Below are 20906 nucleotides of genomic sequence, written 5' to 3' on the forward strand. Positions count from 1 at the left end.
CATGGCAGAAATCAAGAACTACACGCTCAACTTCGGCCCGCAGCACCCGGCAGCACACGGCGTGCTGCGCCTCGTGCTCGAGCTCGACGGCGAAGTCATCCAGCGTGCCGATCCGCACATCGGCCTGCTGCACCGCGCGACGGAAAAGCTCGCGGAATCCAAAACGTTCATCCAGTCCGTGCCGTACATGGACCGTCTCGACTATGTGTCGATGATGGTCAACGAGCACGGCTACGTGCTCGCGATCGAAAAGCTGCTCGGCATCGACGTGCCGGAGCGCGCGCAGTACATCCGCGTGCTGTTCGACGAAATCACGCGCGTGCTCAACCACCTGATGTGGATCGGCGCGCACGCGCTCGACGTCGGCGCGATGGCCGTGTTCCTGTACGCGTTCCGTGAGCGTGAAGACCTGATGGACGTGTACGAAGCGGTGTCCGGTGCCCGGATGCACGCGGCGTACTACCGTCCGGGTGGCGTCTATCGCGATCTGCCTGACGCAATGCCGCAATACAAGGCGTCGAAGATTCGCAACGAGAAGGCGCTCGCGAAGATGAACGAAGCGCGCAGCGGCTCGGTGCTCGACTTCATCGACGACTTCTTCACGCGCTTCCCGAAGTGCGTCGACGAATACGAAACGCTGCTCACCGACAACCGGATCTGGAAACAGCGTCTGGTCGGGATCGGCGTGGTCAGCCCGGAACGTGCGCTGCAGATGGGCCTGACGGGCCCGATGCTGCGCGGCTCGGGCATCGCCTGGGATCTGCGCAAGAAGCAGCCGTACGAAGTGTACGATCGCCTCGATTTCGACGTGCCGGTCGGCGTGAACGGCGATTGCTACGACCGCTATCTGGTGCGCGTCGAAGAAATGCGCCAGTCGATCCGCATCGCGAAACAGTGTATTGAGTGGCTCCGCAAGAATCCGGGCCCGGTGATGACGGACAATCACAAGGTTGCCCCGCCGTCGCGCGTCGGCATGAAGACCAACATGGAAGACTTGATTCACCACTTCAAGCTCTTCACCGAAGGTTTCCATGTGCCGGAAGGCGAAGCGTACGCGGCGGTCGAGCATCCGAAGGGTGAGTTCGGCATCTACCTCGTGTCGGATGGTGCGAACAAGCCGTATCGCCTCAAGATTCGCGCACCGGGTTTCGCGCACTTGGCGTCGCTCGACGAAATGGCGCGCGGTCACATGATCGCCGACGCCGTCACGATCATCGGTACGCAGGACATCGTGTTCGGCGAAATCGATCGCTAATGGTTAGCGCCGCCCGCGCGAGCGGGCGGCGAGCAGCAAGTCACACGCGATGCGCGCTGAACCGGCGCGGCTTCGCAAGCTGTCAACAGTGAGCGCCAGGTCTGCCGTCCATGCACCCCAGTGTGCGGCAGGTTGTTCGTTCGGTAGGAATTGAAAGAGTCGTGTCTGAAAATGATCTCAGCTGAAGGCCTGAAGGAAATCGATCGAGCGTTGACGAAGTATCCCGCCGATCAGAAACAGTCCGCCGTGATGTCGGCGTTGGCCGTTGCTCAGGAAGAGCACGGCTGGCTGTCGCCCGAACTGATGCAGTTCGTCGCGGACTATCTCGGCATGCCGGCCGTTGCCGTGCAGGAAGTCGCGACGTTCTACACGATGTACGAGCTCAAACCGGTCGGCAAGCACAAGATCACGCTCTGCACGAACCTGCCGTGCCAGCTCGGCCCGGACGGTGGCGCGGAAGCGACCGCCGACTACCTGAAACAGAAGCTCGGCATCGGCTTCGGCGAGACCACGCCCGACGGCAAGTTCACGCTGAAGGAAGGCGAATGCATGGGCTCGTGCGGCGATGCGCCGGTGCTGCTGGTGAACAATCACAGAATGTGCAGCTTCATGAGCCGCGAGAAGATCGACCAGCTGCTTGAGGAGCTCTCGAAATGACGTCCCTCCACGACCGTCACATCAAACCGCTGATCCTCGCTGGTCTGAACGGCGAGAACTGGCATCTCGAAGATTACGTTGCGCGCGGCGGCTACAAGCAGCTGCGCCGCATTCTCGAAGAAAAGATTCCGCCCGAGCAGGTGATCGCCGACGTCAAGGCGTCGGGCCTGCGCGGCCGTGGCGGTGCGGGCTTCCCGACCGGCCTGAAGTGGAGCTTCATGCCGCGCCAGTTTCCGGGGCAGAAGTACCTCGTCTGCAACTCGGACGAAGGCGAGCCGGGCACGTTCAAGGATCGCGACATCCTGCGCTGGAACCCGCACGCGCTGATCGAAGGCATGGCCATCGGCGCGTACGCGATGGGCATCACCGTCGGCTACAACTACATCCACGGCGAAATCTTCGAAGTGTATCGACGCTTCGAAGCCGCGCTCGATGAAGCGCGCGCCGCGGGGTTCCTCGGCGACAACATCATGGGCTCGGAATTCTCGTTCCAGCTGCACGCGCACCACGGTTACGGCGCGTACATCTGCGGCGAGGAAACGGCACTGCTCGAGTCGCTCGAAGGCAAGAAGGGCCAGCCGCGCTTCAAGCCGCCGTTCCCGGCGAGCTTCGGCGTGTACGGCAAGCCCACCACGATCAACAACACCGAGACGTTTGCCGCGGTGCCGTTCCTGCTGTCCATCGGGCCGCAGAATTACCTCGAGATCGGCAAGCCGAACAACGGCGGCACGAAGATTTTCTCGGTGTCGGGCGACGTCGAGCGTCCGGGCAACTACGAAGTGCCGCTCGGCACGCCGTTCGCGACGCTGATGGAGCTCGCCGGCGGGATGCGCGGCGGCAAGAAGATCAAGGCCGTGATTCCGGGCGGTTCGTCGGCGCCGGTGATCCCGGGCGACATCATGATGCAGACGGATCTCGACTACGATTCGATCGCGAAGGCGGGCTCGATGCTCGGTTCCGGCGCGGTGATCGTGATGGACGAGACGCGCTGCATGGTGCGTTCGCTGCTGCGCCTGTCGTACTTCTACTACGAGGAATCGTGCGGCCAGTGCACGCCGTGCCGTGAAGGCACCGGCTGGCTGTATCGCGTCGTGAACCGTATCGAGCACGGCGAAGGCCGCCAGGAAGATCTGGACCTGCTGAACTCGGTTGCCGAGAACATCATGGGACGCACGATCTGTGCACTCGGCGATGCGGCGGCGATGCCGGTACGCGGGATGCTCAAGCACTACTGGGACGAATTCGCGTACCACGTCGAGCACAAGCACTGCATGGTCGGCGGCCACGCGCACGCGGCGGCGGCCTGAAGCGAACCCGGTTGCGGAATTTGAGCGCACGGTCGGGCGAAGGCGCGAACGGGCGGAAATAGGTTAAGGACCATTCACCATCATGGTTGAACTTGAAATAGACGGCAAGAAGGTCGAGGTGCCCGAAGGCAGCATGGTGATCCAGGCTGCGCACAAGGCGGATACGTACATTCCTCACTTCTGCTATCACAAGAAACTGTCGGTTGCGGCCAACTGCCGGATGTGTCTCGTCGAAGTCGAGAAGATGCCGAAGGCCGTGCCTGCCTGCGCGACCCCCGTGTCGGCCGGCATGATCGTCCATACGCAATCCGACAAGGCCGTGAAGGCGCAGCAGTCGGTGATGGAATTCCTCCTCATCAACCACCCGCTCGACTGCCCGATCTGCGATCAGGGCGGCGAATGCCAGCTGCAGGATCTGGCGGTCGGTTACGGCAAGTCGTCGTCGCGTTACGCGGAAGAGAAGCGCGTGGTGTTCCACAAGAACGTGGGCCCGCTGATCTCGATGGAAGAGATGTCGCGCTGCATCCACTGCACGCGCTGCGTCCGCTTCGGCCAGGAAATCGCCGGCGTGATGGAGTTCGGCATGCTGGGCCGCGGCGAGCACTCGGAAATCACGACGTTCGTCGGCAAGACGGTCGATTCCGAAATGTCGGGCAACATGATCGACCTGTGCCCGGTCGGCGCGCTGACCAGCAAGCCGTTCCGCTACAGCGCCCGTACGTGGGAGCTGTCGCGCCGCAAGTCGGTGAGCCCGCACGATTCCGTCGGCGCGAACCTCGTCGTGCAGGTGAAGAACAACCGCGTGATGCGCGTGCTGCCGTTCGAGAACGAAGCCATCAACGAATGCTGGATCTCGGACAAGGATCGCTTCTCGTACGAAGGCCTCAACAGCGAAGAGCGCCTGACGAAGCCGATGCTGAAGCAGGGCGGCCAGTGGATCGAGACCGACTGGCAGACCGCGCTCGAATACGTCGCCAAGGGCCTGAAGGGCATCGCCGCGGATCACGGCGCGAACGCGCTGGCGATGCTCGCGAGCGCGCACAGCACGGCCGAAGAGCTGTTCCTCGTGAAGCAGCTCGCCAACGAACTGAAGACGCCGAACGTCGACTTCCGTCTGCGTCAGCAGGATTTCTCGGCGCCGGTCCAGGGCGCACCGTGGCTCGGCATGCCGATCGCCGACCTGTCGAACGTGGACGCCGCGTTCGTCGTCGGTTCGTTCCTGCGCCGCGACCACCCGCTGTTCGCCGCCCGCCTGCGTCAAGCCGCGAAGAACGGCGCGAAGCTGCACTTCCTGCACGCGACCGGTGACGACGCACTGATCCCGACCGCGCAACGCATCGTTGCCGCACCGTCGGCATGGCTCGACCAGCTGGCCGGTATCGCCGCGGCCGTCGCGCAACTGCGCGGCGTCGCACTGCCCGACACGCTCGCGGGCGTCACGGCATCGCCGGCCGCGCAGGCTGTCGCCCAGTCGCTCGCGAATGGCGAACGCCGCGCGGTGCTGCTCGGCAACGTCGCGGTCCGCCATCCGGAATTCGCGAAGCTGCACGCCGTTGCCAAGTGGATCGCCGACAACACCGGCGCCACGTTCGGCTTCCTGACGGAAGCGGCGAACACGGTCGGCGCGCACGTCGTCGGCGCACTGCCGGGCGAAGGCGGCCTGAACGCACGCGAAGCGTTCGCGCAGCCGCGCAAGGGCTACGTGCTGCTGAACGTCGAACCGGAATTCGACACCGCCGATCCGGCGCAGGCGCTGGCCGCACTGAATCAGGCGGAAATGGTCGTCGTGATGTCGCCGTTCAAGCATGGCCTCGACTACGCCGACGTGCTGCTGCCGGTTGCGCCGTTCACGGAAACCGCCGGTACGTATGTGAATGCCGAAGGCACCGTGCAGAGCTTCAATGGCGTCGTGCGCCCGCTCGGCGACACGCGCCCGGGCTGGAAGGTGCTGCGCGTGCTCGGCAGCCTGCTCGGCCTGCCGAACTTCGAATACGAGACCGCGGAAGAAGTGCGTCTCGCCGCGCTCGGCGACGCCGGCGTCGCGAGCCGCCTGTCGAACCAGACGTCGGTCGCGCCGGTGCGCGGCGCGGCGAATGCCGCGAACGGCGGTTTCGAGCGCCTGGCCGATGTGCCGATCTATCACGCCGACGCACTCGTGCGCCGCGCAGGTGCGCTGCACCTGACGGCCGCCGCGAAGGCGGCGAATGCCGCGGCGCTGCCGGCTGCGCTGTTCGACAAGCTTGGCTTGAAGGAAGGCGACGCAGTGCGCGTGCGCCAGGGCGAGCGTGCGGTGCAGTTGCCGGCCGTGCGCGACGCGAATCTTGCGGAGACCGTCGTTCGCGTGTCGGCGGCGACGCCTGCCGGCGCAGCGCTCGGCAGCCTGTCCGGTGAACTGGTGGTGGAGAAGGCGTAAATGAGCTTGTTCGATACGATCAACGCGGGCGGGTCCCAGCTTCTCGGCTTCGCATGGCCGACGGTGTGGGCAATCGTGCGCATCCTCGTCGTCTCCGTCGTCATCCTGCTGTGCGTCGCGTACCTGATTCTGTGGGAACGCAAGCTGATCGGCTGGATGCACGTGCGTCTCGGCCCGAACCGCGTCGGCCCCGGCGGCTTGCTGCAGCCGATCGCCGACGTGCTGAAGCTGCTGCTGAAGGAAGTCATTCAGCCGAGCGCCGCCAGCCGCTGGCTGTACCTGATCGCACCGGTGATGACCGTCGTGCCGGCGTTCGCCGTGTGGGCCGTGATCCCGTTCCAGGCCGAAGCGGTCCTCGCGAACGTGAACGCGGGCCTGCTGTACGCGATGGCGATCTCGTCGATCGGCGTGTACGCGGTGATCCTCGCCGGCTGGGCATCGAACTCGAAGTACGCGTTCCTCGGTGCGATGCGCGCCGCGGCACAGATGGTGTCGTACGAAATCTCGATGGGTTTCGCGCTGGTGCTGGTGCTGATGACGGCCGGCAGCCTGAACCTGTCGGAAATCGTCGGTTCGCAGCAGCACGGCTTCTTCGCGGGCCACGGCGTGAACTTCCTGTCGTGGAACTGGCTGCCGCTGCTGCCGGCGTTCGTCGTGTACTTCATCTCGGGCATCGCCGAAACGAACCGCCACCCGTTCGACGTGGTGGAAGGGGAGTCGGAAATCGTTGCCGGTCACATGATCGATTACTCGGGCATGGCGTTCGCGCTGTTCTTCCTCGCCGAGTACATCAACATGATCGTGATCTCGGCGCTGACCGCGACGCTGTTCCTCGGCGGCTGGGATGCACCGTTCGAATTCCTGTCGTTCATTCCGGGCATCTTCTGGCTTGTGCTGAAGATATTCGCGCTGCTGTCGGTGTTCATCTGGGTTCGCGCGACGTTCCCGCGTTTCCGTTACGACCAGATCATGCGCTTGGGCTGGAAGGTGTTCCTGCCCGTCACGGTGGTCTGGGTGGTCGTGGTCGGCTTCTGGATGATGTCGCCGCTCAACATCTGGGTGAAGTAATCGGACGAAATCATGAGCGCAATCCAACACTTCTTTAAGACCTTCTTCCTGACCGAGCTGCTGCAGGGGCTCGCGCTGACCGGCCGTTACACGTTCAAGCGCAAGGTCACCGTGCAGTTCCCGGAAGAAAAGACACCGATTTCGCCGCGTTTCCGCGGGCTGCACGCACTGCGCCGCTACGAAAACGGCGAAGAGCGCTGCATCGCGTGCAAGCTGTGCGAGGCCGTGTGCCCCGCGATGGCGATCACGATCGAATCGGAAACGCGCGCGGACAACACGCGCCGCACGACGCGCTACGACATCGACCTGACGAAGTGCATCTTCTGCGGTTTCTGCGAAGAGAGCTGCCCGGTCGATTCGATCGTCGAGACGCAGATTCTCGAGTACCACGGCGAAAAGCGCGGCGACCTGTATTTCACGAAGGAAATGCTGCTCGCGGTGGGCGATCGCTACGAGAAGGACATCGCCGCGGCGAAGGCTGCCGACGCGCCGTATCGTTGATTGTGTTTGCAGTGCCGGCCCGAAGCCAGGGCCGAGCCGCCGCGACGGGTGCGGCACGCGAGAGCGTCCCGCAAGCCGCGCCTGACTATGGCCTAACGATGAACCGGTAATCATGGAATTCACGACCGTACTGTTCTACATCTTCGCGCTGCTCCTGGTGGTATCAGGGCTGAAGGTGATCACTTCGCGCAACCCGGTGGCGTCTGCGCTTTTCCTTGTGCTGGCGTTCTTCAACGCCGCCGCGATCTGGATGCTGCTGGAAGCGGAGTTCCTCGCGATCCTGCTGGTGCTGGTCTACGTGGGCGCGGTGATGGTGCTGTTCCTGTTCGTCGTGATGATGCTGGACATCAACATCGACTACCTGCGCCGCGACTTCAAGCGCTTCGTCCCGATGGCGACCGTGGTCGGCGCGATCATCGTGATCGAAACCGCGCTGATCCTGTGGCGCGGCTACGGCGACACGCAGACGGTGCATGCGATGGCGACGGGCGAGATGGCCAACTGGTCGAACACGCGCCTGATCGGCAAGGTGATCTACACCGACTACATCTTCGCGTTTGAAATCGCCGGCCTCGTGCTGCTGGTCGCGATCATTGCCGCGATCGGGTTGACCGAGCGCAAGGGCAAGGACAGCAAGCGCCAGCGCGTGTCGGATCAGGTCAAGGTGCGCCGCAACGATCGCGTGCGCCTCGTGAAGATGGACGCGGAAAAGCCGCAGCCGGAAACGGCGCAGAGCGAAGCCGGTTCGGGCACCAACGGCTAAGCGGAGGAAAAGAAAACATGCTGACTCTTGCTCATTACCTCGTGCTCGGCGCGATCCTCTTTGCGATCGCGATCGTCGGGATCTTCCTGAACCGCCGCAACGTCATCATCATCCTGATGTCGATCGAACTGATGCTGCTGGCGGTGAACACCAACTTCGTCGCGTTTTCGCATTACCTCGGCGACGTGCACGGCCAGATCTTCGTGTTCTTCGTGCTGACCGTCGCCGCAGCGGAAGCCGCGATCGGTCTTGCGATTCTGGTGACCCTGTTCCGTAAGCTCGACACGATCAATGTCGAGGATCTCGATCAGCTCAAAGGTTAATTTCAGGCAACGCTGTTATGTCAACGACACTCAATGAAAACCTGCTGCTGGCGATTCCGCTCGCTCCGCTGGCCGGCTCGCTGATTGCGGGGCTGTTCGGGAACGCAGTCGGGCGCAAGGGCGCACACCGGATCACGATCCTCGGCGTAATGATCGCGTTCCTCCTGTCGGCGAAAGTCTTCTTCGACGTGATGGGCGGCGCAAGCTTCAACGCGACCGTCTACGAATGGATGAACGTCGGCTCGCTGAAGCTCGAAGTCGGCTTCCTCGTCGATTCGCTGACCGCGATGATGATGGTCGTCGTGACCTTCGTCTCGCTGATGGTGCACGTGTACACGATCGGCTACATGGCGGAAGAAGACGGCTACCAGCGCTTCTTCTCGTACATCTCGCTGTTCACGTTCTCGATGCTGATGCTCGTGATGAGCAACAACTTCCTGCAGCTGTTCTTCGGCTGGGAAGCGGTGGGTCTGGTGTCGTACCTGCTGATCGGCTTCTACTTCACGCGTGAGAGCGCGATCTACGCGAACATGAAGGCGTTCCTCGTGAACCGCGTGGGCGACTTCGGCTTCCTGCTCGGCATCGGCCTGCTGCTCGCATTCGCCGGCTCGATGAACTACGGCGAAGTGTTCGCGAAGCGCGCGGAACTCGCGAGCCTGCACTTCCCGGGCACCGACTGGGGCCTGCTGACCGTCGCCTGTATCTGCCTGTTCATCGGCGCGATGGGCAAGTCGGCACAGTTCCCGCTGCACGTGTGGCTGCCGGACTCGATGGAAGGCCCGACCCCGATCTCCGCGCTGATTCACGCGGCGACGATGGTGACCGCCGGCATCTTCATGGTGTCGCGCATGTCGCCGCTGTTCGAGCTGTCGGATACCGCGCTGTCGTTCATCACGGTGATCGGCGCGATCACGGCGCTCTTCATGGGCTTCCTCGGCATCGTCCAGAACGACATCAAGCGCGTGGTCGCGTACTCGACGCTGTCGCAACTCGGCTACATGACCGTCGCGCTCGGTGTGTCCGCTTACCCGGTCGCCGTGTTCCACCTGATGACGCACGCGTTCTTCAAGGCGCTGCTGTTCCTCGGCGCAGGCTCGGTCATCATGGGCATGCACCACGACCAGGACATGCGCAACATGGGTGGCCTGCGCAAGTACATGCCGATCACGTGGATCACGTCGCTCGTCGGTTCGCTCGCGCTGATCGGCACGCCGTTCTTCTCGGGCTTCTACTCGAAGGACTCGATCATCGACGCGGTGAAGCTGTCGCACCTGCCGGGTTCGGGCTTCGCGTACTTCGCGGTTGTCGCGAGCGTGTTCGTCACGGCGCTGTACTCGTTCCGCATGTACTTCCTGGTGTTCCACGGCGAAGAGCGCTTCCGCAAGCCGAAGCATCCCGAATCGCCGATGGGCATGGCGGCTGCGCACGGCCACGACGACCACGGTCATGGCCACGGTCATGACGACCACGCGCACGAACCGCACGAGACCCCGTGGGTCGTATGGGTGCCGCTGGTCCTGCTGGCGATCCCGTCGGTCATCATCGGCGCGATCGCGATCAGCCCGATGCTGTTCGGCGACTTCTTCCAGCACGGCGTTGCATTCGACAAGGTGATCTTCATCGGCGAAAACCATCCGGCCCTGGCCGAGATGGCCGAGGAGTTCCATGGCTGGGTGGGCATGGGCCTGCACTCGGTGTCGGGCCTGCCGGTCTGGCTCGCGCTCGCCGGTGTCGTTGTCGCGTGGTTCCTGTACCTGAAGCGTCCGGAACTGCCGGCGTCGATCCGCCGCGCGTTCGGCCCGATCTACACGCTGCTGGACAACAAGTACTACATGGACAAGATCAACGAAGTGGTGTTCGCCCGTGGTTCGGTGGCGATCGGCCGCGGCCTGTGGAAGGAGGGTGACGTCGTGGTGATCGACGGCCTCGTCAACGGCAGCGCCCGGTTCATCGGCTGGTTCGCCGGCGTGATCCGCTTCCTCCAATCCGGTTACATCTATCACTACGCGTTCGCCATGATCATCGGCATGCTGGGGCTCCTGACCCTGTTTGTAACGCTCGGCGGCAAATAAGGCGGGGGACAACTTAATGCACGCTTTTCCGATTCTCAGTACCGCGATCTGGCTGCCGATCGTTTTCGGCCTCCTCGTGCTTGCGGTGGGTAACGACAAAAATCCGGGGACGGCCCGCTGGATCGCGCTGATCGGTTCGCTGCTCGGCCTGGCGGTCACGATCCCGCTGATCACGGGCTTCGACTCGAGCACGGCTGCGCTGCAGTTCGTCGAGAAGTCGACCTGGATCGAGCGCTTCGACATCGCGTATCACCTCGGCGTCGACGGTATCTCGATGTGGTTCGTCGTGCTGACCGCGCTGATCACGGTGATCGTCGTGATCGCCGCATGGGAAGTGATCACCGAGAACGTCGCGCAGTACCTCGCGGCGTTCCTGATCCTGTCCGGGATCATGATCGGCGTCTTCTCGGCAGCCGACGGCCTGCTGTTCTACGTGTTCTTCGAAGCGACCCTGATCCCGATGTACATCATCATCGGCGTGTGGGGTGGCCCGAACCGCGTGTATGCGGCATTCAAGTTCTTCCTGTACACGCTGGCCGGCTCGCTGCTGATGCTGGTCGCGCTGATCTACCTGTACACGGAAACGCATTCGTTCGACCTCGCGACGTGGCAGAACGCCAAGATCGCGATGACGCCGCAGATACTGTTGTTCATTGCGTTCTTCCTCGCGTTTGCGGTGAAGGTGCCGATGTGGCCGGTGCACACCTGGCTGCCGGACGCGCACGTGGAAGCGCCGACGGGCGGCTCGGTCGTGCTGGCTGCGATCATGCTGAAGCTCGGCGCATACGGTTTCCTGCGCTTCTCGCTGCCGATCACGCCTGACGCGAGCCACTTCCTGGCACCCGTCGTGATCACGCTGTCGCTGATCGCGGTGATCTACATCGGCCTCGTCGCGATGGTGCAGGCCGACATGAAGAAGCTGGTCGCGTATTCGTCGATCGCGCACATGGGCTTCGTCACGCTCGGCTTCTTCATCTTCAACCAGCTCGGCGTCGAAGGCGCGATCATCCAGATGATCTCGCACGGCTTCGTGTCGGGCGCGATGTTCCTCTGCATCGGCGTGCTGTACGACCGCGTGCACTCGCGCCAGATCGCCGATTACGGTGGCGTCGTCAACGTGATGCCGAAGTTCGCGGCCTTCGCGATGCTGTTCTCGATGGCCAACTGCGGCCTGCCGGGCACGTCGGGTTTCGTCGGCGAGTTCATGGTGATTCTCGCGGCCGTCCAGTACAACTTCTGGATCGCATTCGGCGCGGCATTCACGCTGATCCTCGGTGCTGCCTACACGCTGTGGATGTACAAGCGCGTGTACTTCGGCGCGGTGGCGAACGATCACGTTGCCAAGTTGAAGGACATCGGCCGTCGCGAATTCCTGATGCTGGCCGTGCTTGCCGCGTTCACGCTGCTGATGGGCCTGTATCCGAAGCCTTTCACCGACGTGATGCACGTTTCCGTGGAAAACCTCCTCTCCCACGTCGCGCAGTCGAAGCTGCCGCTGGCCCAGTAATCGCGAGCGGAGGAACTCAAGATCATGCAAAACGCCCCTATGAATGTTCTGTTGCCTGACGCGCTGGTGCTGGCCGCCATCGTCGTCGCATGGCTGAACGACACCTTTACCGGCGCCTCCGGCCGCCGCCTGACTTATCTGATCGCGGTCGTCTCGTCGGTCGTCGCCGGCGTGTGGTTCGCGGTGCAGGCACTCGACCCGCAGCAGTACTACTTCTTCTCGAAGATGGTCGTCGTCGACTCGTTCGCGAGCATGATGAAGGCTGTCGTGTCGTTCGGTTTCGCGGTCTCGCTCGTCTATTCGCGCAAGTACCTCGAAGATCGCGACATGTTCCGCGGTGACGTGTTCCTGCTCGGCATGTTCTCGCTGCTCGGTCAGCTGGTCATGGTGTCGGGCAACAACTTCCTGACGCTGTACCTCGGTCTCGAACTGATGTCGCTGTCGCTGTACGCCGTCATCGCGCTGCGCCGCGATGCCGCGCAGTCGAGCGAAGCCGCGATGAAGTACTACGTGCTGGGCGCGCTCGCATCGGGCTTCGTGCTGTACGGCATCTCGATGCTGTACGGTGCGACCGGCTCGCTCGAGCTGGGCGAGGTGTACAAGGCGGTCGGCGGCAACACCGACGCAGCCGTGCTGATGTTCGGCGTGGTCTTCATCGTCGCCGGTATCGCGTTCAAGCTCGGCGCCGTGCCGTTCCACATGTGGGTGCCGGACGTCTACCAGGGTGCACCGACCGCGATGACGCTGTTCGTCGGCGGCGGCCCGAAGGTTGCCGCGTTCGCGTGGGGCCTGCGCTTCCTGGTGATGGGCCTGCTGCCGCTCGCACAGAACTGGCAGACCGCGCTCGTGATCCTGGCCGCACTGTCGCTGATCGTCGGCAACATCACGGGTATCGTCCAGCGCAACATCAAGCGGATGCTTGCGTACTCGGCGATCTCGAACATGGGCTTCGTGCTGCTCGGCCTGCTCGCGGGTATCGTGAAGGGCGACGCGACGGCACCGGCGAACGCATACAGCTCGGCGATGTTCTACGCGATCGTCTACCTGATCACGACGCTCGGCTCGTTCGGCGTGGTGATGCTGCTCGCACGCCGCGATTTCGAAGCCGAAACGATCGACGACTTCAAGGGCCTCAACAAGCGCAGCCCGGTGTTCGCGTTCGTGATGATGGTCATGATGTTCTCGCTGGCCGGTATTCCGCCGACCGTCGGCTTCTACGCGAAGCTCGCCGTGCTCGAGGCGACCGTCAACGCAGGCCTCACGTGGCTGGCCGTGCTGGCCGTGATCACGTCGCTGTTCGGCGCGTTCTACTACTTGCGCATCGTGAAGCTGATGTACTTCGATGCACCGCAGGATACGACGCCGATTTCGGGCGATTTCTGCAAGCGCACGATCCTCGTGCTGAACGGCCTCGCGGTCGTCGCGCTCGGCCTGATCCCGAGCCCGCTGCTGACGGCCTGCCTGCAGGCAATTCGTCACACGCTGCCGCTGTAATGTCGGCAGCCGGCTGGTTTATCGTGCTGTTGGCGCTCGTCTGCGCCAACCTGCCGTTCCTGAACCAACGCCTCTTCGCCGTCGTGCCGTTCGGCACGGCGAAGAAGAGCGGGTGGGTGCGGATCGGCGAGCTGATCGTGCTGTACTTCATCGTTGGCGCGCTCGGCTTCTGGCTCGAGTCGCGCGCCGGCAACCGCTTCGAACAGGGCTGGCAGTTCTACGCGATCACGTTCAGTCTTTTCGTCGTGTTCGCGTTTCCCGGCTTCACGTTCCAGTATCTCGTCAAACGACGCTGACGGCTCCGGCCGTCCGTCGCGCTCAATTTTGGAGCCGCCGATGGCCGAACTACCCAATCACGACGCCGCACTGACCGAAACCTGCCTCGAAAGCGAGGCGATCTTCGACGGCGCGTTCCTCAAGCTCAAGCGCGATACCGTCCGTCTGCCGGATGGCAAGAAGGCCACGCGCGAATACGTCCAGCATCCGGGCGCGGTGATGGTGATCCCGCTGTTCGACGACGGCCGCGTGCTGATGGAAAGCCAGTATCGCTACCCGATCGGCAAGGTGATGGCCGAATTCCCGGCCGGCAAGCTCGATCCGAACGAAGGCGCGCTCGCATGCGCGGTGCGCGAACTGCGTGAAGAAACCGGCTACACCGCACGCGAGTACGTGTTCCTGGCCCGGATTCACCCGATCATTTCCTATTCGACCGAATTCATCGACCTGTACCTGGCGCGCGGGCTGACGGCCGGCGAGCGCAAGCTCGATGAAGGCGAATTCCTCGAGACCTTCACTGCGACGCAGGCCGACCTGCAGGAATGGGTGCGCACGGGCCAGATCTCCGACGTCAAGACGATCATCGGCACGATGTGGCTCGACAAGGTGCTGTCCGGCACGTGGCCGCTCGGGCCGGTCCTGACGCCCTGAGCGCGGCGTCAGCAATGGGTGGGGCGCCGCGTTACAATCCGGTGACGCGCGCCATCGCGGCGCGCGATCGATATTTAGCACGACCGTTCACAAAACCGCTTTTTGCGCTACACTCGCCACACGCCCTGATTCAGCATGAAGGTCCTCGATTTACAGTGCCCGCACGGTCATCGGTTCGAAGGCTGGTTCGCTTCCGCCGATGAATTCGAAGCGCAGTTGTCCCGCAAGCTGGTCGAATGTCCGGTGTGCGGAACGACCGAGGTCAACCGTCTGCCGTCGGCGCCGCGCCTGAACCTGTCGGGCGCGACGCAGGCCCAGCCGGTCGATTCGCGTGCACTGCAGGCGCAGGTAATGCGTGCGCTGCGCGAGGTGCTGGAGAAAACCGAGAATGTGGGCGAGCGCTTCGCTGAGGAAGCGCGGCGCATCCATTACAACGAGGCGCCGGCACGCAGCATTCGTGGCGTCACGACGCCTGAAGATGCGCAATCCTTGGCCGAAGAAGGCATCGACGTGATGCCGCTGCCGATTCCTGCCGCGCTCAAAGAACCGCTGCAATGACATTGCAGTGAGTCCTTGCCGGGCCGGACGGCTGCGGACAGCCTTGCATGGGACCGGACTAACCGCTGAAGCGCTAACTCCGGTCGACAGGAGACACTGCGCATGGATCTGGATTATTCCCCCTCGGACGACGCGTTCCGCGTCGACGTCCGCGCCTGGCTCGAGGCCAACCTGCCTCACGCACTGCGCGCCAAAGTACTCGATCACAAACGACTCGATCGCGAGGATTTCGCGAGCTGGCACCGGATTCTCGGTAAGCGAGGCTGGTCTGCGCCCGCGTGGCCGGTCGAATATGGCGGCCCGGGCTGGAACGCGACGCAACGACACATCTGGGAAGAGGAGTGCGCGCGGATCGGTGCGCCGACCGTGCTGCCGTTTGGCGTATCGATGGTCGCGCCGGTGCTGATGAAATACGGCAGCGAAGCGCAGAAACGTCATTATCTGCCGCGCATTCTCGATGGCACCGACTGGTGGTGCCAGGGCTATTCGGAGCCGGGTTCGGGATCCGACCTCGCATCGTTGCGCACGCGCGCGGAGCGCCAGGGCGACCACTACGTCGTCAATGGCCAGAAGACCTGGACGACGCTCGGCCAGTACGCCGACATGATGTTCTGCCTCGTGCGCACCGATCCGGCCGCGAAGAAACAGGAGGGCATCTCGTTCCTGCTGATCGACATGAAGACGCCCGGCATCACGGTGCGCCCGATCGTCATGCTCGACGAGGACCACGAGGTCAACGAGGTGTTCTTCGAGGACGTGAAGGTGCCGGTCGAGAATCTCGTCGGCGACGAGAACCGCGGCTGGACCTACGCGAAATACCTGCTTGGCCATGAGCGCACGGGCATCGCGCGCGTCGGCGGGTCGAAGCGCGAGCTCGCGTTCCTGAAGCGTGTGGCCTCGAAGCAGCGCAAGAACGGCAAGCCGTTGCTCGCCGATCCCGTGTTCGCCGCGAAGGTCGCGGCGCTCGAGGTCGAGCTGATGGCGCTGGAGGTGACGGTGCTGCGCGTCGTCAGCCGCGAGACGAGCGGCAAGGGGCCCGGCCCCGAGGCGTCGATGCTGAAGATCAAGGGCACGGAAGTGCAGCAGGCGCTCACCGAGTTGATGGTCGACGCGATCGGCCCGCTCGCCGCACCGTTCGACGTACCGTTCCTCGACGGCCAGCGCGAGCACAGCATCGCGGGCGACGACGATGCGGCACCCCTTGCCGCGTACTACTTCAATTATCGGAAGACGTCGATCTACGGCGGCTCGAACGAGATCCAGAAGAACATCATCGCGCAGATGATTCTGGGGCTGTGATCAGGGAACGGAGACAACCATGGATTTCAGCTTTACCGATGAGCAGCAGCAGTTTGCCGACGCGCTGCGCCGTTATCTCGGCGAGCAATACGGCTTCGAAGCACGTCAGGCAATCGTGCGCAGCGATGCTGGCGTGTCGGACACGCAATGGAGCGCGTTCGCCGAACTGGGGTTGACCGCGCTGCCCGTGCCGGACGCGCAGGGTGGCTTCGGCGGCGGCCCGGTCGACATGCTGGTCGTGATGCAGGAACTCGGCCGTGCGCTCGTGATCGAGCCGTACTGGGCAACGGCGGTGGGCGTCGAGGCCTTGCGCATTGCCGGTTCCGGCGCGGGTGAGGATGCGGCGCTGCTGGAAGCCGTCGCGCAGGGGCAAAAGCGCGTGGCAGTCGCGTTCCACGAACCGCATGCGCGCTACGACCTGTTCGAACTCGACACGCATGCGCGCGAGCAGGGCGGCACGTACCGGCTGACCGGCACGAAGTCGGTCGTTCAGCATGGCGCACAGGCGGATGCGTGGATCGTGCCCGCACGCGTCGATGGTGGCGGCATCGGCCTCTTCGTCGTCGAACGGGATGCCGCGAACGCGAAGGTGGTCGACTACCGGACGATCGACGGCCAGCGTGCCGCGACGATCGGGTTCAATGAAACGCCGGCGCGACTGCTGACGGGTGGAGCGCGCGACGCTGCGGCCCTCGAGCAGGTTGCCGATTACGCGACGTTCCTGCTGTGCGCGGAAGCGGTCGGCGTGCTCGACGAACTGAATCGCGCGACGGTCGAATACACGAAGACGCGCGAACAGTTCGGCGTGCCGATCGCGCGCTTCCAGGCGCTGCAGCACCGGATGGTCGACATGCTGATCCATGCCGAACAGGCGCGTTCGCTGACCTACCTGGCAGCCGTACGCTACGCGAGCGGCGATGCCGATGCGCGGCGCAAGGCCGTGTCGGCCGCGAAAGCGCGTGTCGGCGCCGCCGCGCGCTTCGTCGGCCAGCAGGCCGTCCAGCTGCACGGCGGCATGGGCGTGACCAACGAGGTCGCCGCCGCGCATTTGTTCAAGCGGCTGACGATCATCGAGACGACGCTCGGCGACACCGATCATCATCTTGCCCGCATCACGGCGCTGCCCGATTTCGCGCAGACGGACGCAGCATAACGGCGACACGCGAGCGCACCAGACAAGGAGACACCGAGTGGGCATCAGTTATGAAGACCTGGTGGTCGGCAGTACCACCGAAGTGGGCCGTTACACGTTCGAAGCGGACGACATCAAGGCGTTCGCACAACGCTATGACCCGCAGCCGTTCCACCTCGACGAAGAAGCCGGAAAAGCATCGCATTTCGGCGGGCTCGTCGCGAGCGGATGGCATACGTGTTCGGTGTTCATGAGCCTGCTCATCAAGAAGCTCGGGTCGGACTCGACGAGCATGGGCTCGCCGGGCATCGATTCGATCCGCTGGCTCAAGCCGGTGCGCGCCGGCGACACGATCACGATGTACCAGAAGGTTCACGACAAACGCGTATCGGAGAGCAAGCCCGATCGCGGCATCGTGTCGACGGAATGGGTCGGCGTGAACGGCGCCGGCGAGACTGTGATCACCGTGCATACCAAGGTGATCTTCGGGCTGCGCCATCCGGGAGGTACGCAGGCATGACCGATGTGACCTTGCCGCTGATCGCGTCGGCGCAGGCGCTGCAGGCGCGAGTCGGCGCGGAGCCGCTCGCGAGCGGCTGGATCGCGATCGACCAGCGTCGTGTCGATGGCTTTGCCGATGCGACCGGCGATCATCAATGGATTCACGTCGATCCCGAACGCGCGCGGCGCGAGTCGCCATTCGGCGGCCCGATCGCGCACGGGTTCCTGACGCTGTCGCTGATTCCGGCGTTGATGGCCGATGCGATGCGTTTCGAGCAGAAGATGGGGGTGAACTACGGGCTGAACCGCGTGCGGTTCCTGAAGCCGGTGCCGGTCGGTGCGCGTGTGCGTGCGCTGTTTGCGGTAAAGGAAACCGCCGAGGCCGCGCGGGACGGTGTGCAGGTGACGTGGTCGGTGACGATGCAGGTCGAGCGTCCCGATGTGCCGCTGCCCGTCTGCGCGGCGGAATTCATCACGCTGCATTACTTCTGAAGCGGGGAGCGGCATGCACGGATGCCGCTCCGCCCGTCACATGCGTGTCAGTGCTTCGCGTATTGCGTCGCACCGAACAGCACCTCGCGTGCCTTGTCGTCCTGCAGCGCCTTGCGCATCGACGCGAGCACTTCGACACCGCGTTGCACGGCCGGTCGCGCGGCGATCGCGTCGTGCCAACGTTTCACGTTCGGCAATTCGTCGAGCACGATGCCCTGGTTCTGCCACGAGCGCGTCCACGGGAACGTCGCAATGTCCGCGATCGTGTACGCGTCGCCTGCGAGATATTCGGATTCGCCGAGGCGCTTGTCCATCACGTTGTACAGGCGTTTTGCCTCGTTCGTGTAGCGGTTGACCGCATACTCGATCTTCTCCGGCGCATACAGGCGGAAGTGGTGCGCCTGCCCGAGCATCGGGCCGACGCCGCCCATCTGGAACATCAGCCATTCGAGCGTCGCGTAGCGTGCGGCCGGATCGGTTGGCAGGAACTTGCCGGTCTTCTCCGCGAGGTAGATCAGGATCGCACCCGATTCGAACACCGAGATCGGCTGGCCGCCGGGGCCGTCCGGATCGACGATCGCGGGGATCTTGTTGTTCGGGCTGATCTTCAGGAATGCCGGCTTGAACTGGTCGCCCGCACCGATATCGACCGGAAGGGCACGATAGGCGAGGCCCGTTTCCTCGAGCATGATGTGCACCTTGTGGCCGTTCGGGGTCGCCCAGCTATAGACGTCGATCATCGTGAACTCCTGTGTTGCATGCGGAAACGGCGCAGGCAGCGCCGCGACAGGCGGTCATTAGAGCATGGATCGATGCGGGCTGCTGGCGACGGGAACGTGCGTGCCGATGCGTGTGCTTGCGTGTTGCGCTAAGTGGCGCCGGAGGCGATTGCGTGTCGTCCCGAGTCGTCGAGATGGCCGCGTCGCCGTGCCGCATCGGGTCGATGCGGTGGCGACAGGTCAATTCGAAAGCGGGCGCGACCGCTCAGCGCTTGTAGCGGGGCGGGCGTTTCTCGAGAAATGCGGTGATGCCTTCGAGCCCGTCCGCATGATGCAGCGATGCGACGAAATGATCGCGCTCCGTGGCGAGATGCGCGTCGAGCGGTTGCGTCGTCGCGTCGTCGAGCAGCGACTTGATGCGCGTGAGTGCGTTCGGCGAGATGCCGGCGAGCGCGTCGGCCCATGCCAGGGCATCGGTCAGAGCCGCGCCGGGCACGGCGAGCCGGTTGACGACGCCGAGCGTATGCAGACGTTCGGCTGCAACAGGCTTGCCTTCGAACAGGATCTCGGCCGCGATCGCACGCGGCAGCGCGCGGGCGATGAACCACGAACCGCCTCCATCGGGCGTCAGGCCGACACGCGCATACGACATCACGAACTTCGCATCGTGCGCGGCGACGATCAGGTCGCACGCGAGCGCGAGCGAGAAGCCCGCGCCGGCCGCGGCGCCTTCCACTGCTGCGATCACCGGCTTCGTCGAAGCGTGGATCGCCGTGACCCAGGCGGCGAGCTGATCGATGCTGTCGGCCTGGTAGGACGGATCCTTCGAGCGGTTGTCGAGCAGCCGGTTCAGATTGCCGCCCGCGCAGAAGAAGCGATCGGCGCCGGTGAGCACGACCGCGCGAATCCCGGGATCCCGTTCGGCGGTGGCGAGCGCTTCGATGCCGGCCGCGTACATGTCGGGATGCAGCGCATTGCGCGCGCCTGGGTTGGATAGCGTGAGGACGAGCGTCGATTCGCTCTCGGGCGGACGCGAGGCCAGCAGTTCAGCACTCATGCGAGCGTGTCTCCATCGGATGGCGGGGCTGCGGCAGCGGACACCCAGCGCGTGCTGATGCGGACGCTGTCGTAGCGGATGTATTGTTGTCGTGACGGACGCAAAACTTGCTTTAGACTAGCACGAACGTGCTTTTCAGCGCGATGAATCCCGATGCGGCCGATATCGATGCGGCCGCGCTTCAGCAAGGAAGGAGCCCCCGATGCTACAGCTGTGCGGTATTCCGTTGTCCAACTATTACAACAAGGTGAAGTTCGTCCTGCTCGAGCATGACATTCCGTTCGAGGAGTCGGTATGCGGATTGCCGGTCAGCGATCCGGCACAGCTCGCCGATTCGCCGCTCGGCAAGATCCCCTTTCTGAAGACCGAAGAAGGCGCACTGTTCGAGTCGCAAGTGATCATCGAGTACCTGGCGGCGCGCTATCCCGAAAAAGGCATTTTCCCGGCGAGCCCGTTCGCGGCCGCGAAGGTGCGCGAACTCATCGAGACGCTCGAACTGTATCTCGAGTGGATGGCGCGCGAGGTCTACACCGAAGCGTTTTTCGGCGGCAAGGTCAGCGACGGGATGAAGGCGCACGTCGAGAAGCGCCTGCCGCGCGCGATCGATGCATTCAAGCAGATGACGCGGTTTTCGCCGTATGTGCTCGGCGAGTCGTTCGGTCTCGCGGACATCGCCGCGTGGGTTCATCTGCCGGTCATCGGCATGGCGACGAAAGCCGTATTCGGGCGCGATTTCCTGCTCGATGCAGGCATCGACTGGAAGGCGCACGCGAAGAAGGTGGGCGAGCGCCCTGCCGCGCAGCGCGTGGCGGCCGAGCGCAAGGCGTATATCGACGCGACGAGCGTCGCGCGTTCGTAAGC

21 protein-coding genes are annotated in these 20906 nt (G+C 63.8%); 19 read left to right on the forward strand and 2 right to left on the reverse strand.

Translation table 11 applies throughout. The features are described from left to right. Window position 1 precedes the first annotated feature (1 nt). The 18 genes from CFB34_RS28950 (at window position 2) to CFB34_RS29035 (ending at window position 18269) form a co-directional block, all read left to right on the forward strand. Window positions 2–1255, forward strand: coding sequence for an NADH-quinone oxidoreductase subunit D (locus tag CFB34_RS28950; RefSeq protein ID WP_009694120.1), 1254 nt, complete (start codon window positions 2–4; stop codon window positions 1253–1255). A gap of 171 nt (window positions 1256–1426) precedes the next feature. Beyond that, entirely contained in the window at window positions 1427–1912 is a 486-nt protein-coding gene (gene nuoE / locus CFB34_RS28955; protein WP_039370599.1) for an NADH-quinone oxidoreductase subunit NuoE, read from the forward strand. Further along, window positions 1909–3219: an NADH-quinone oxidoreductase subunit NuoF gene (gene nuoF, locus CFB34_RS28960; RefSeq protein WP_006478267.1), complete on the forward strand. Its 1311-nt coding sequence runs from the start codon at window positions 1909–1911 to the stop codon at window positions 3217–3219. The genes nuoE and nuoF overlap by 4 nt, the downstream gene beginning before the upstream one ends. 82 nt (window positions 3220–3301) lie before the next feature. Further along, on the forward strand, window positions 3302–5632 hold the full coding sequence (gene nuoG / locus CFB34_RS28965) for an NADH-quinone oxidoreductase subunit NuoG (RefSeq protein ID WP_089440664.1): 2331 nt from the start codon (window positions 3302–3304) through the stop codon (window positions 5630–5632). Then, the gene (gene nuoH / locus CFB34_RS28970) at window positions 5633–6700 is read left to right on the forward strand and encodes an NADH-quinone oxidoreductase subunit NuoH (RefSeq protein ID WP_011352696.1); all 1068 of its coding nucleotides are present in this window, start codon (window positions 5633–5635) and stop codon (window positions 6698–6700) included. A 12-nt stretch (window positions 6701–6712) separates the two neighbouring features. Next, a complete protein-coding gene (nuoI, locus tag CFB34_RS28975) occupies window positions 6713–7201 on the forward strand; it encodes an NADH-quinone oxidoreductase subunit NuoI (RefSeq protein ID WP_011352695.1) in 489 nt (162 codons plus the stop codon). Window positions 7202–7313: 112 nt separating this feature from the next. Beyond that, window positions 7314–7964 (forward strand): NADH-quinone oxidoreductase subunit J, encoded by a 651-nt coding sequence (locus tag CFB34_RS28980; RefSeq protein WP_089425978.1) that lies wholly within the window; start codon window positions 7314–7316, stop codon window positions 7962–7964. Window positions 7965–7981: 17 nt separating this feature from the next. Continuing rightward, window positions 7982–8287, forward strand: coding sequence for an NADH-quinone oxidoreductase subunit NuoK (nuoK, locus tag CFB34_RS28985; protein ID WP_006478272.1), 306 nt, complete (start codon window positions 7982–7984; stop codon window positions 8285–8287). Window positions 8288–8304: 17 nt separating this feature from the next. Continuing rightward, entirely contained in the window at window positions 8305–10359 is a 2055-nt protein-coding gene (nuoL, locus tag CFB34_RS28990) for an NADH-quinone oxidoreductase subunit L (RefSeq protein WP_039370608.1), read from the forward strand. A gap of 16 nt (window positions 10360–10375) precedes the next feature. Continuing rightward, on the forward strand, window positions 10376–11866 hold the full coding sequence (locus CFB34_RS28995) for an NADH-quinone oxidoreductase subunit M (protein ID WP_021162817.1): 1491 nt from the start codon (window positions 10376–10378) through the stop codon (window positions 11864–11866). Between the two features lie 39 nt (window positions 11867–11905). Then, entirely contained in the window at window positions 11906–13360 is a 1455-nt protein-coding gene (gene nuoN / locus CFB34_RS29000; RefSeq protein ID WP_039370611.1) for an NADH-quinone oxidoreductase subunit NuoN, read from the forward strand. Further along, window positions 13360–13656 carry a DUF2818 family protein gene (locus CFB34_RS29005; protein ID WP_046544751.1) on the forward strand — a complete coding sequence of 99 codons (297 nt, stop codon included), beginning with the start codon at window positions 13360–13362 and terminating at the stop codon, window positions 13654–13656. Before nuoN ends, CFB34_RS29005 begins: the two co-directional genes overlap by 1 nt. 40 nt (window positions 13657–13696) lie before the next feature. After that, entirely contained in the window at window positions 13697–14287 is a 591-nt protein-coding gene (locus CFB34_RS29010) for an NUDIX hydrolase (RefSeq protein ID WP_069248464.1), read from the forward strand. Window positions 14288–14422: 135 nt separating this feature from the next. Continuing rightward, complete coding sequence (locus CFB34_RS29015) at window positions 14423–14845, forward strand: DUF1178 family protein (protein ID WP_046544753.1); 423 nt, start codon at window positions 14423–14425, stop codon at window positions 14843–14845. A 102-nt stretch (window positions 14846–14947) separates the two neighbouring features. Further along, window positions 14948–16144, forward strand: a complete 1197-nt coding sequence (locus tag CFB34_RS29020; RefSeq protein WP_089440662.1) for an acyl-CoA dehydrogenase family protein — start codon at window positions 14948–14950, stop codon at window positions 16142–16144. Window positions 16145–16163: 19 nt separating this feature from the next. Further along, window positions 16164–17297, forward strand: a complete 1134-nt coding sequence (locus tag CFB34_RS29025; RefSeq protein WP_089440661.1) for an acyl-CoA dehydrogenase — start codon at window positions 16164–16166, stop codon at window positions 17295–17297. Between the two features lie 37 nt (window positions 17298–17334). Next, complete coding sequence (locus CFB34_RS29030; RefSeq protein ID WP_089440660.1) at window positions 17335–17796, forward strand: MaoC family dehydratase; 462 nt, start codon at window positions 17335–17337, stop codon at window positions 17794–17796. After that, window positions 17793–18269 carry a MaoC family dehydratase gene (locus tag CFB34_RS29035; protein WP_039370625.1) on the forward strand — a complete coding sequence of 159 codons (477 nt, stop codon included), beginning with the start codon at window positions 17793–17795 and terminating at the stop codon, window positions 18267–18269. Before CFB34_RS29030 ends, CFB34_RS29035 begins: the two co-directional genes overlap by 4 nt. Window positions 18270–18316: 47 nt before the next feature. On the opposite strand, the gene CFB34_RS29040 is transcribed toward CFB34_RS29035, so the two are convergent. After that, window positions 18317–19009, reverse strand: a complete 693-nt coding sequence (locus tag CFB34_RS29040; RefSeq protein WP_089440659.1) for a glutathione binding-like protein — start codon at window positions 19007–19009, stop codon at window positions 18317–18319. Between the two features lie 244 nt (window positions 19010–19253). Continuing rightward, complete coding sequence (locus CFB34_RS29045; RefSeq protein ID WP_069248459.1) at window positions 19254–20045, reverse strand: enoyl-CoA hydratase; 792 nt, start codon at window positions 20043–20045, stop codon at window positions 19254–19256. Between the two features lie 202 nt (window positions 20046–20247). Here CFB34_RS29045 and CFB34_RS29050 point away from each other — a divergent pair, with 202 nt between their 5' ends. After that, window positions 20248–20904, forward strand: coding sequence for a glutathione S-transferase (locus CFB34_RS29050; RefSeq protein ID WP_089440658.1), 657 nt, complete (start codon window positions 20248–20250; stop codon window positions 20902–20904). The last annotated feature ends 2 nt before the right edge of the window (window positions 20905–20906 follow it).

The sequence above is a fragment of the Burkholderia sp. HI4860 genome, assembly GCF_002223045.2.
Lineage (GTDB): Bacteria > Pseudomonadota > Gammaproteobacteria > Burkholderiales > Burkholderiaceae > Burkholderia.

What these genes read in the sequence shown, in the direction of transcription:
- nuoE (WP_039370599.1), top strand. Translation starts at nt 1,427, where the DNA reads ATGATCTCAGCTGAAGGCCTGAAGGAAATCGATCGAGCGTTGACGAAG.
- CFB34_RS29015 (WP_046544753.1), top strand. Translation starts at nt 14,423, where the DNA reads ATGAAGGTCCTCGATTTACAGTGCCCGCACGGTCATCGGTTCGAAGGC.
- CFB34_RS28980 (WP_089425978.1), top strand. Translation starts at nt 7,314, where the DNA reads ATGGAATTCACGACCGTACTGTTCTACATCTTCGCGCTGCTCCTGGTG.
- CFB34_RS29050 (WP_089440658.1), top strand. Translation starts at nt 20,248, where the DNA reads ATGCTACAGCTGTGCGGTATTCCGTTGTCCAACTATTACAACAAGGTG.
- CFB34_RS28995 (WP_021162817.1), top strand. Translation starts at nt 10,376, where the DNA reads ATGCACGCTTTTCCGATTCTCAGTACCGCGATCTGGCTGCCGATCGTT.
- nuoN (WP_039370611.1), top strand. Translation starts at nt 11,906, where the DNA reads ATGAATGTTCTGTTGCCTGACGCGCTGGTGCTGGCCGCCATCGTCGTC.
- CFB34_RS29020 (WP_089440662.1), top strand. Translation starts at nt 14,948, where the DNA reads ATGGATCTGGATTATTCCCCCTCGGACGACGCGTTCCGCGTCGACGTC.
- CFB34_RS29025 (WP_089440661.1), top strand. Translation starts at nt 16,164, where the DNA reads ATGGATTTCAGCTTTACCGATGAGCAGCAGCAGTTTGCCGACGCGCTG.
- CFB34_RS29040 (WP_089440659.1), bottom strand. Translation starts at nt 19,009, where the DNA reads ATGATCGACGTCTATAGCTGGGCGACCCCGAACGGCCACAAGGTGCAC.
- CFB34_RS29005 (WP_046544751.1), top strand. Translation starts at nt 13,360, where the DNA reads ATGTCGGCAGCCGGCTGGTTTATCGTGCTGTTGGCGCTCGTCTGCGCC.
- nuoK (WP_006478272.1), top strand. Translation starts at nt 7,982, where the DNA reads ATGCTGACTCTTGCTCATTACCTCGTGCTCGGCGCGATCCTCTTTGCG.
- nuoL (WP_039370608.1), top strand. Translation starts at nt 8,305, where the DNA reads ATGTCAACGACACTCAATGAAAACCTGCTGCTGGCGATTCCGCTCGCT.
- nuoI (WP_011352695.1), top strand. Translation starts at nt 6,713, where the DNA reads ATGAGCGCAATCCAACACTTCTTTAAGACCTTCTTCCTGACCGAGCTG.
- CFB34_RS29035 (WP_039370625.1), top strand. Translation starts at nt 17,793, where the DNA reads ATGACCGATGTGACCTTGCCGCTGATCGCGTCGGCGCAGGCGCTGCAG.
- nuoH (WP_011352696.1), top strand. Translation starts at nt 5,633, where the DNA reads ATGAGCTTGTTCGATACGATCAACGCGGGCGGGTCCCAGCTTCTCGGC.
- CFB34_RS29045 (WP_069248459.1), bottom strand. Translation starts at nt 20,045, where the DNA reads ATGAGTGCTGAACTGCTGGCCTCGCGTCCGCCCGAGAGCGAATCGACG.
- CFB34_RS29010 (WP_069248464.1), top strand. Translation starts at nt 13,697, where the DNA reads ATGGCCGAACTACCCAATCACGACGCCGCACTGACCGAAACCTGCCTC.
- nuoG (WP_089440664.1), top strand. Translation starts at nt 3,302, where the DNA reads ATGGTTGAACTTGAAATAGACGGCAAGAAGGTCGAGGTGCCCGAAGGC.
- nuoF (WP_006478267.1), top strand. Translation starts at nt 1,909, where the DNA reads ATGACGTCCCTCCACGACCGTCACATCAAACCGCTGATCCTCGCTGGT.
- CFB34_RS28950 (WP_009694120.1), top strand. Translation starts at nt 2, where the DNA reads ATGGCAGAAATCAAGAACTACACGCTCAACTTCGGCCCGCAGCACCCG.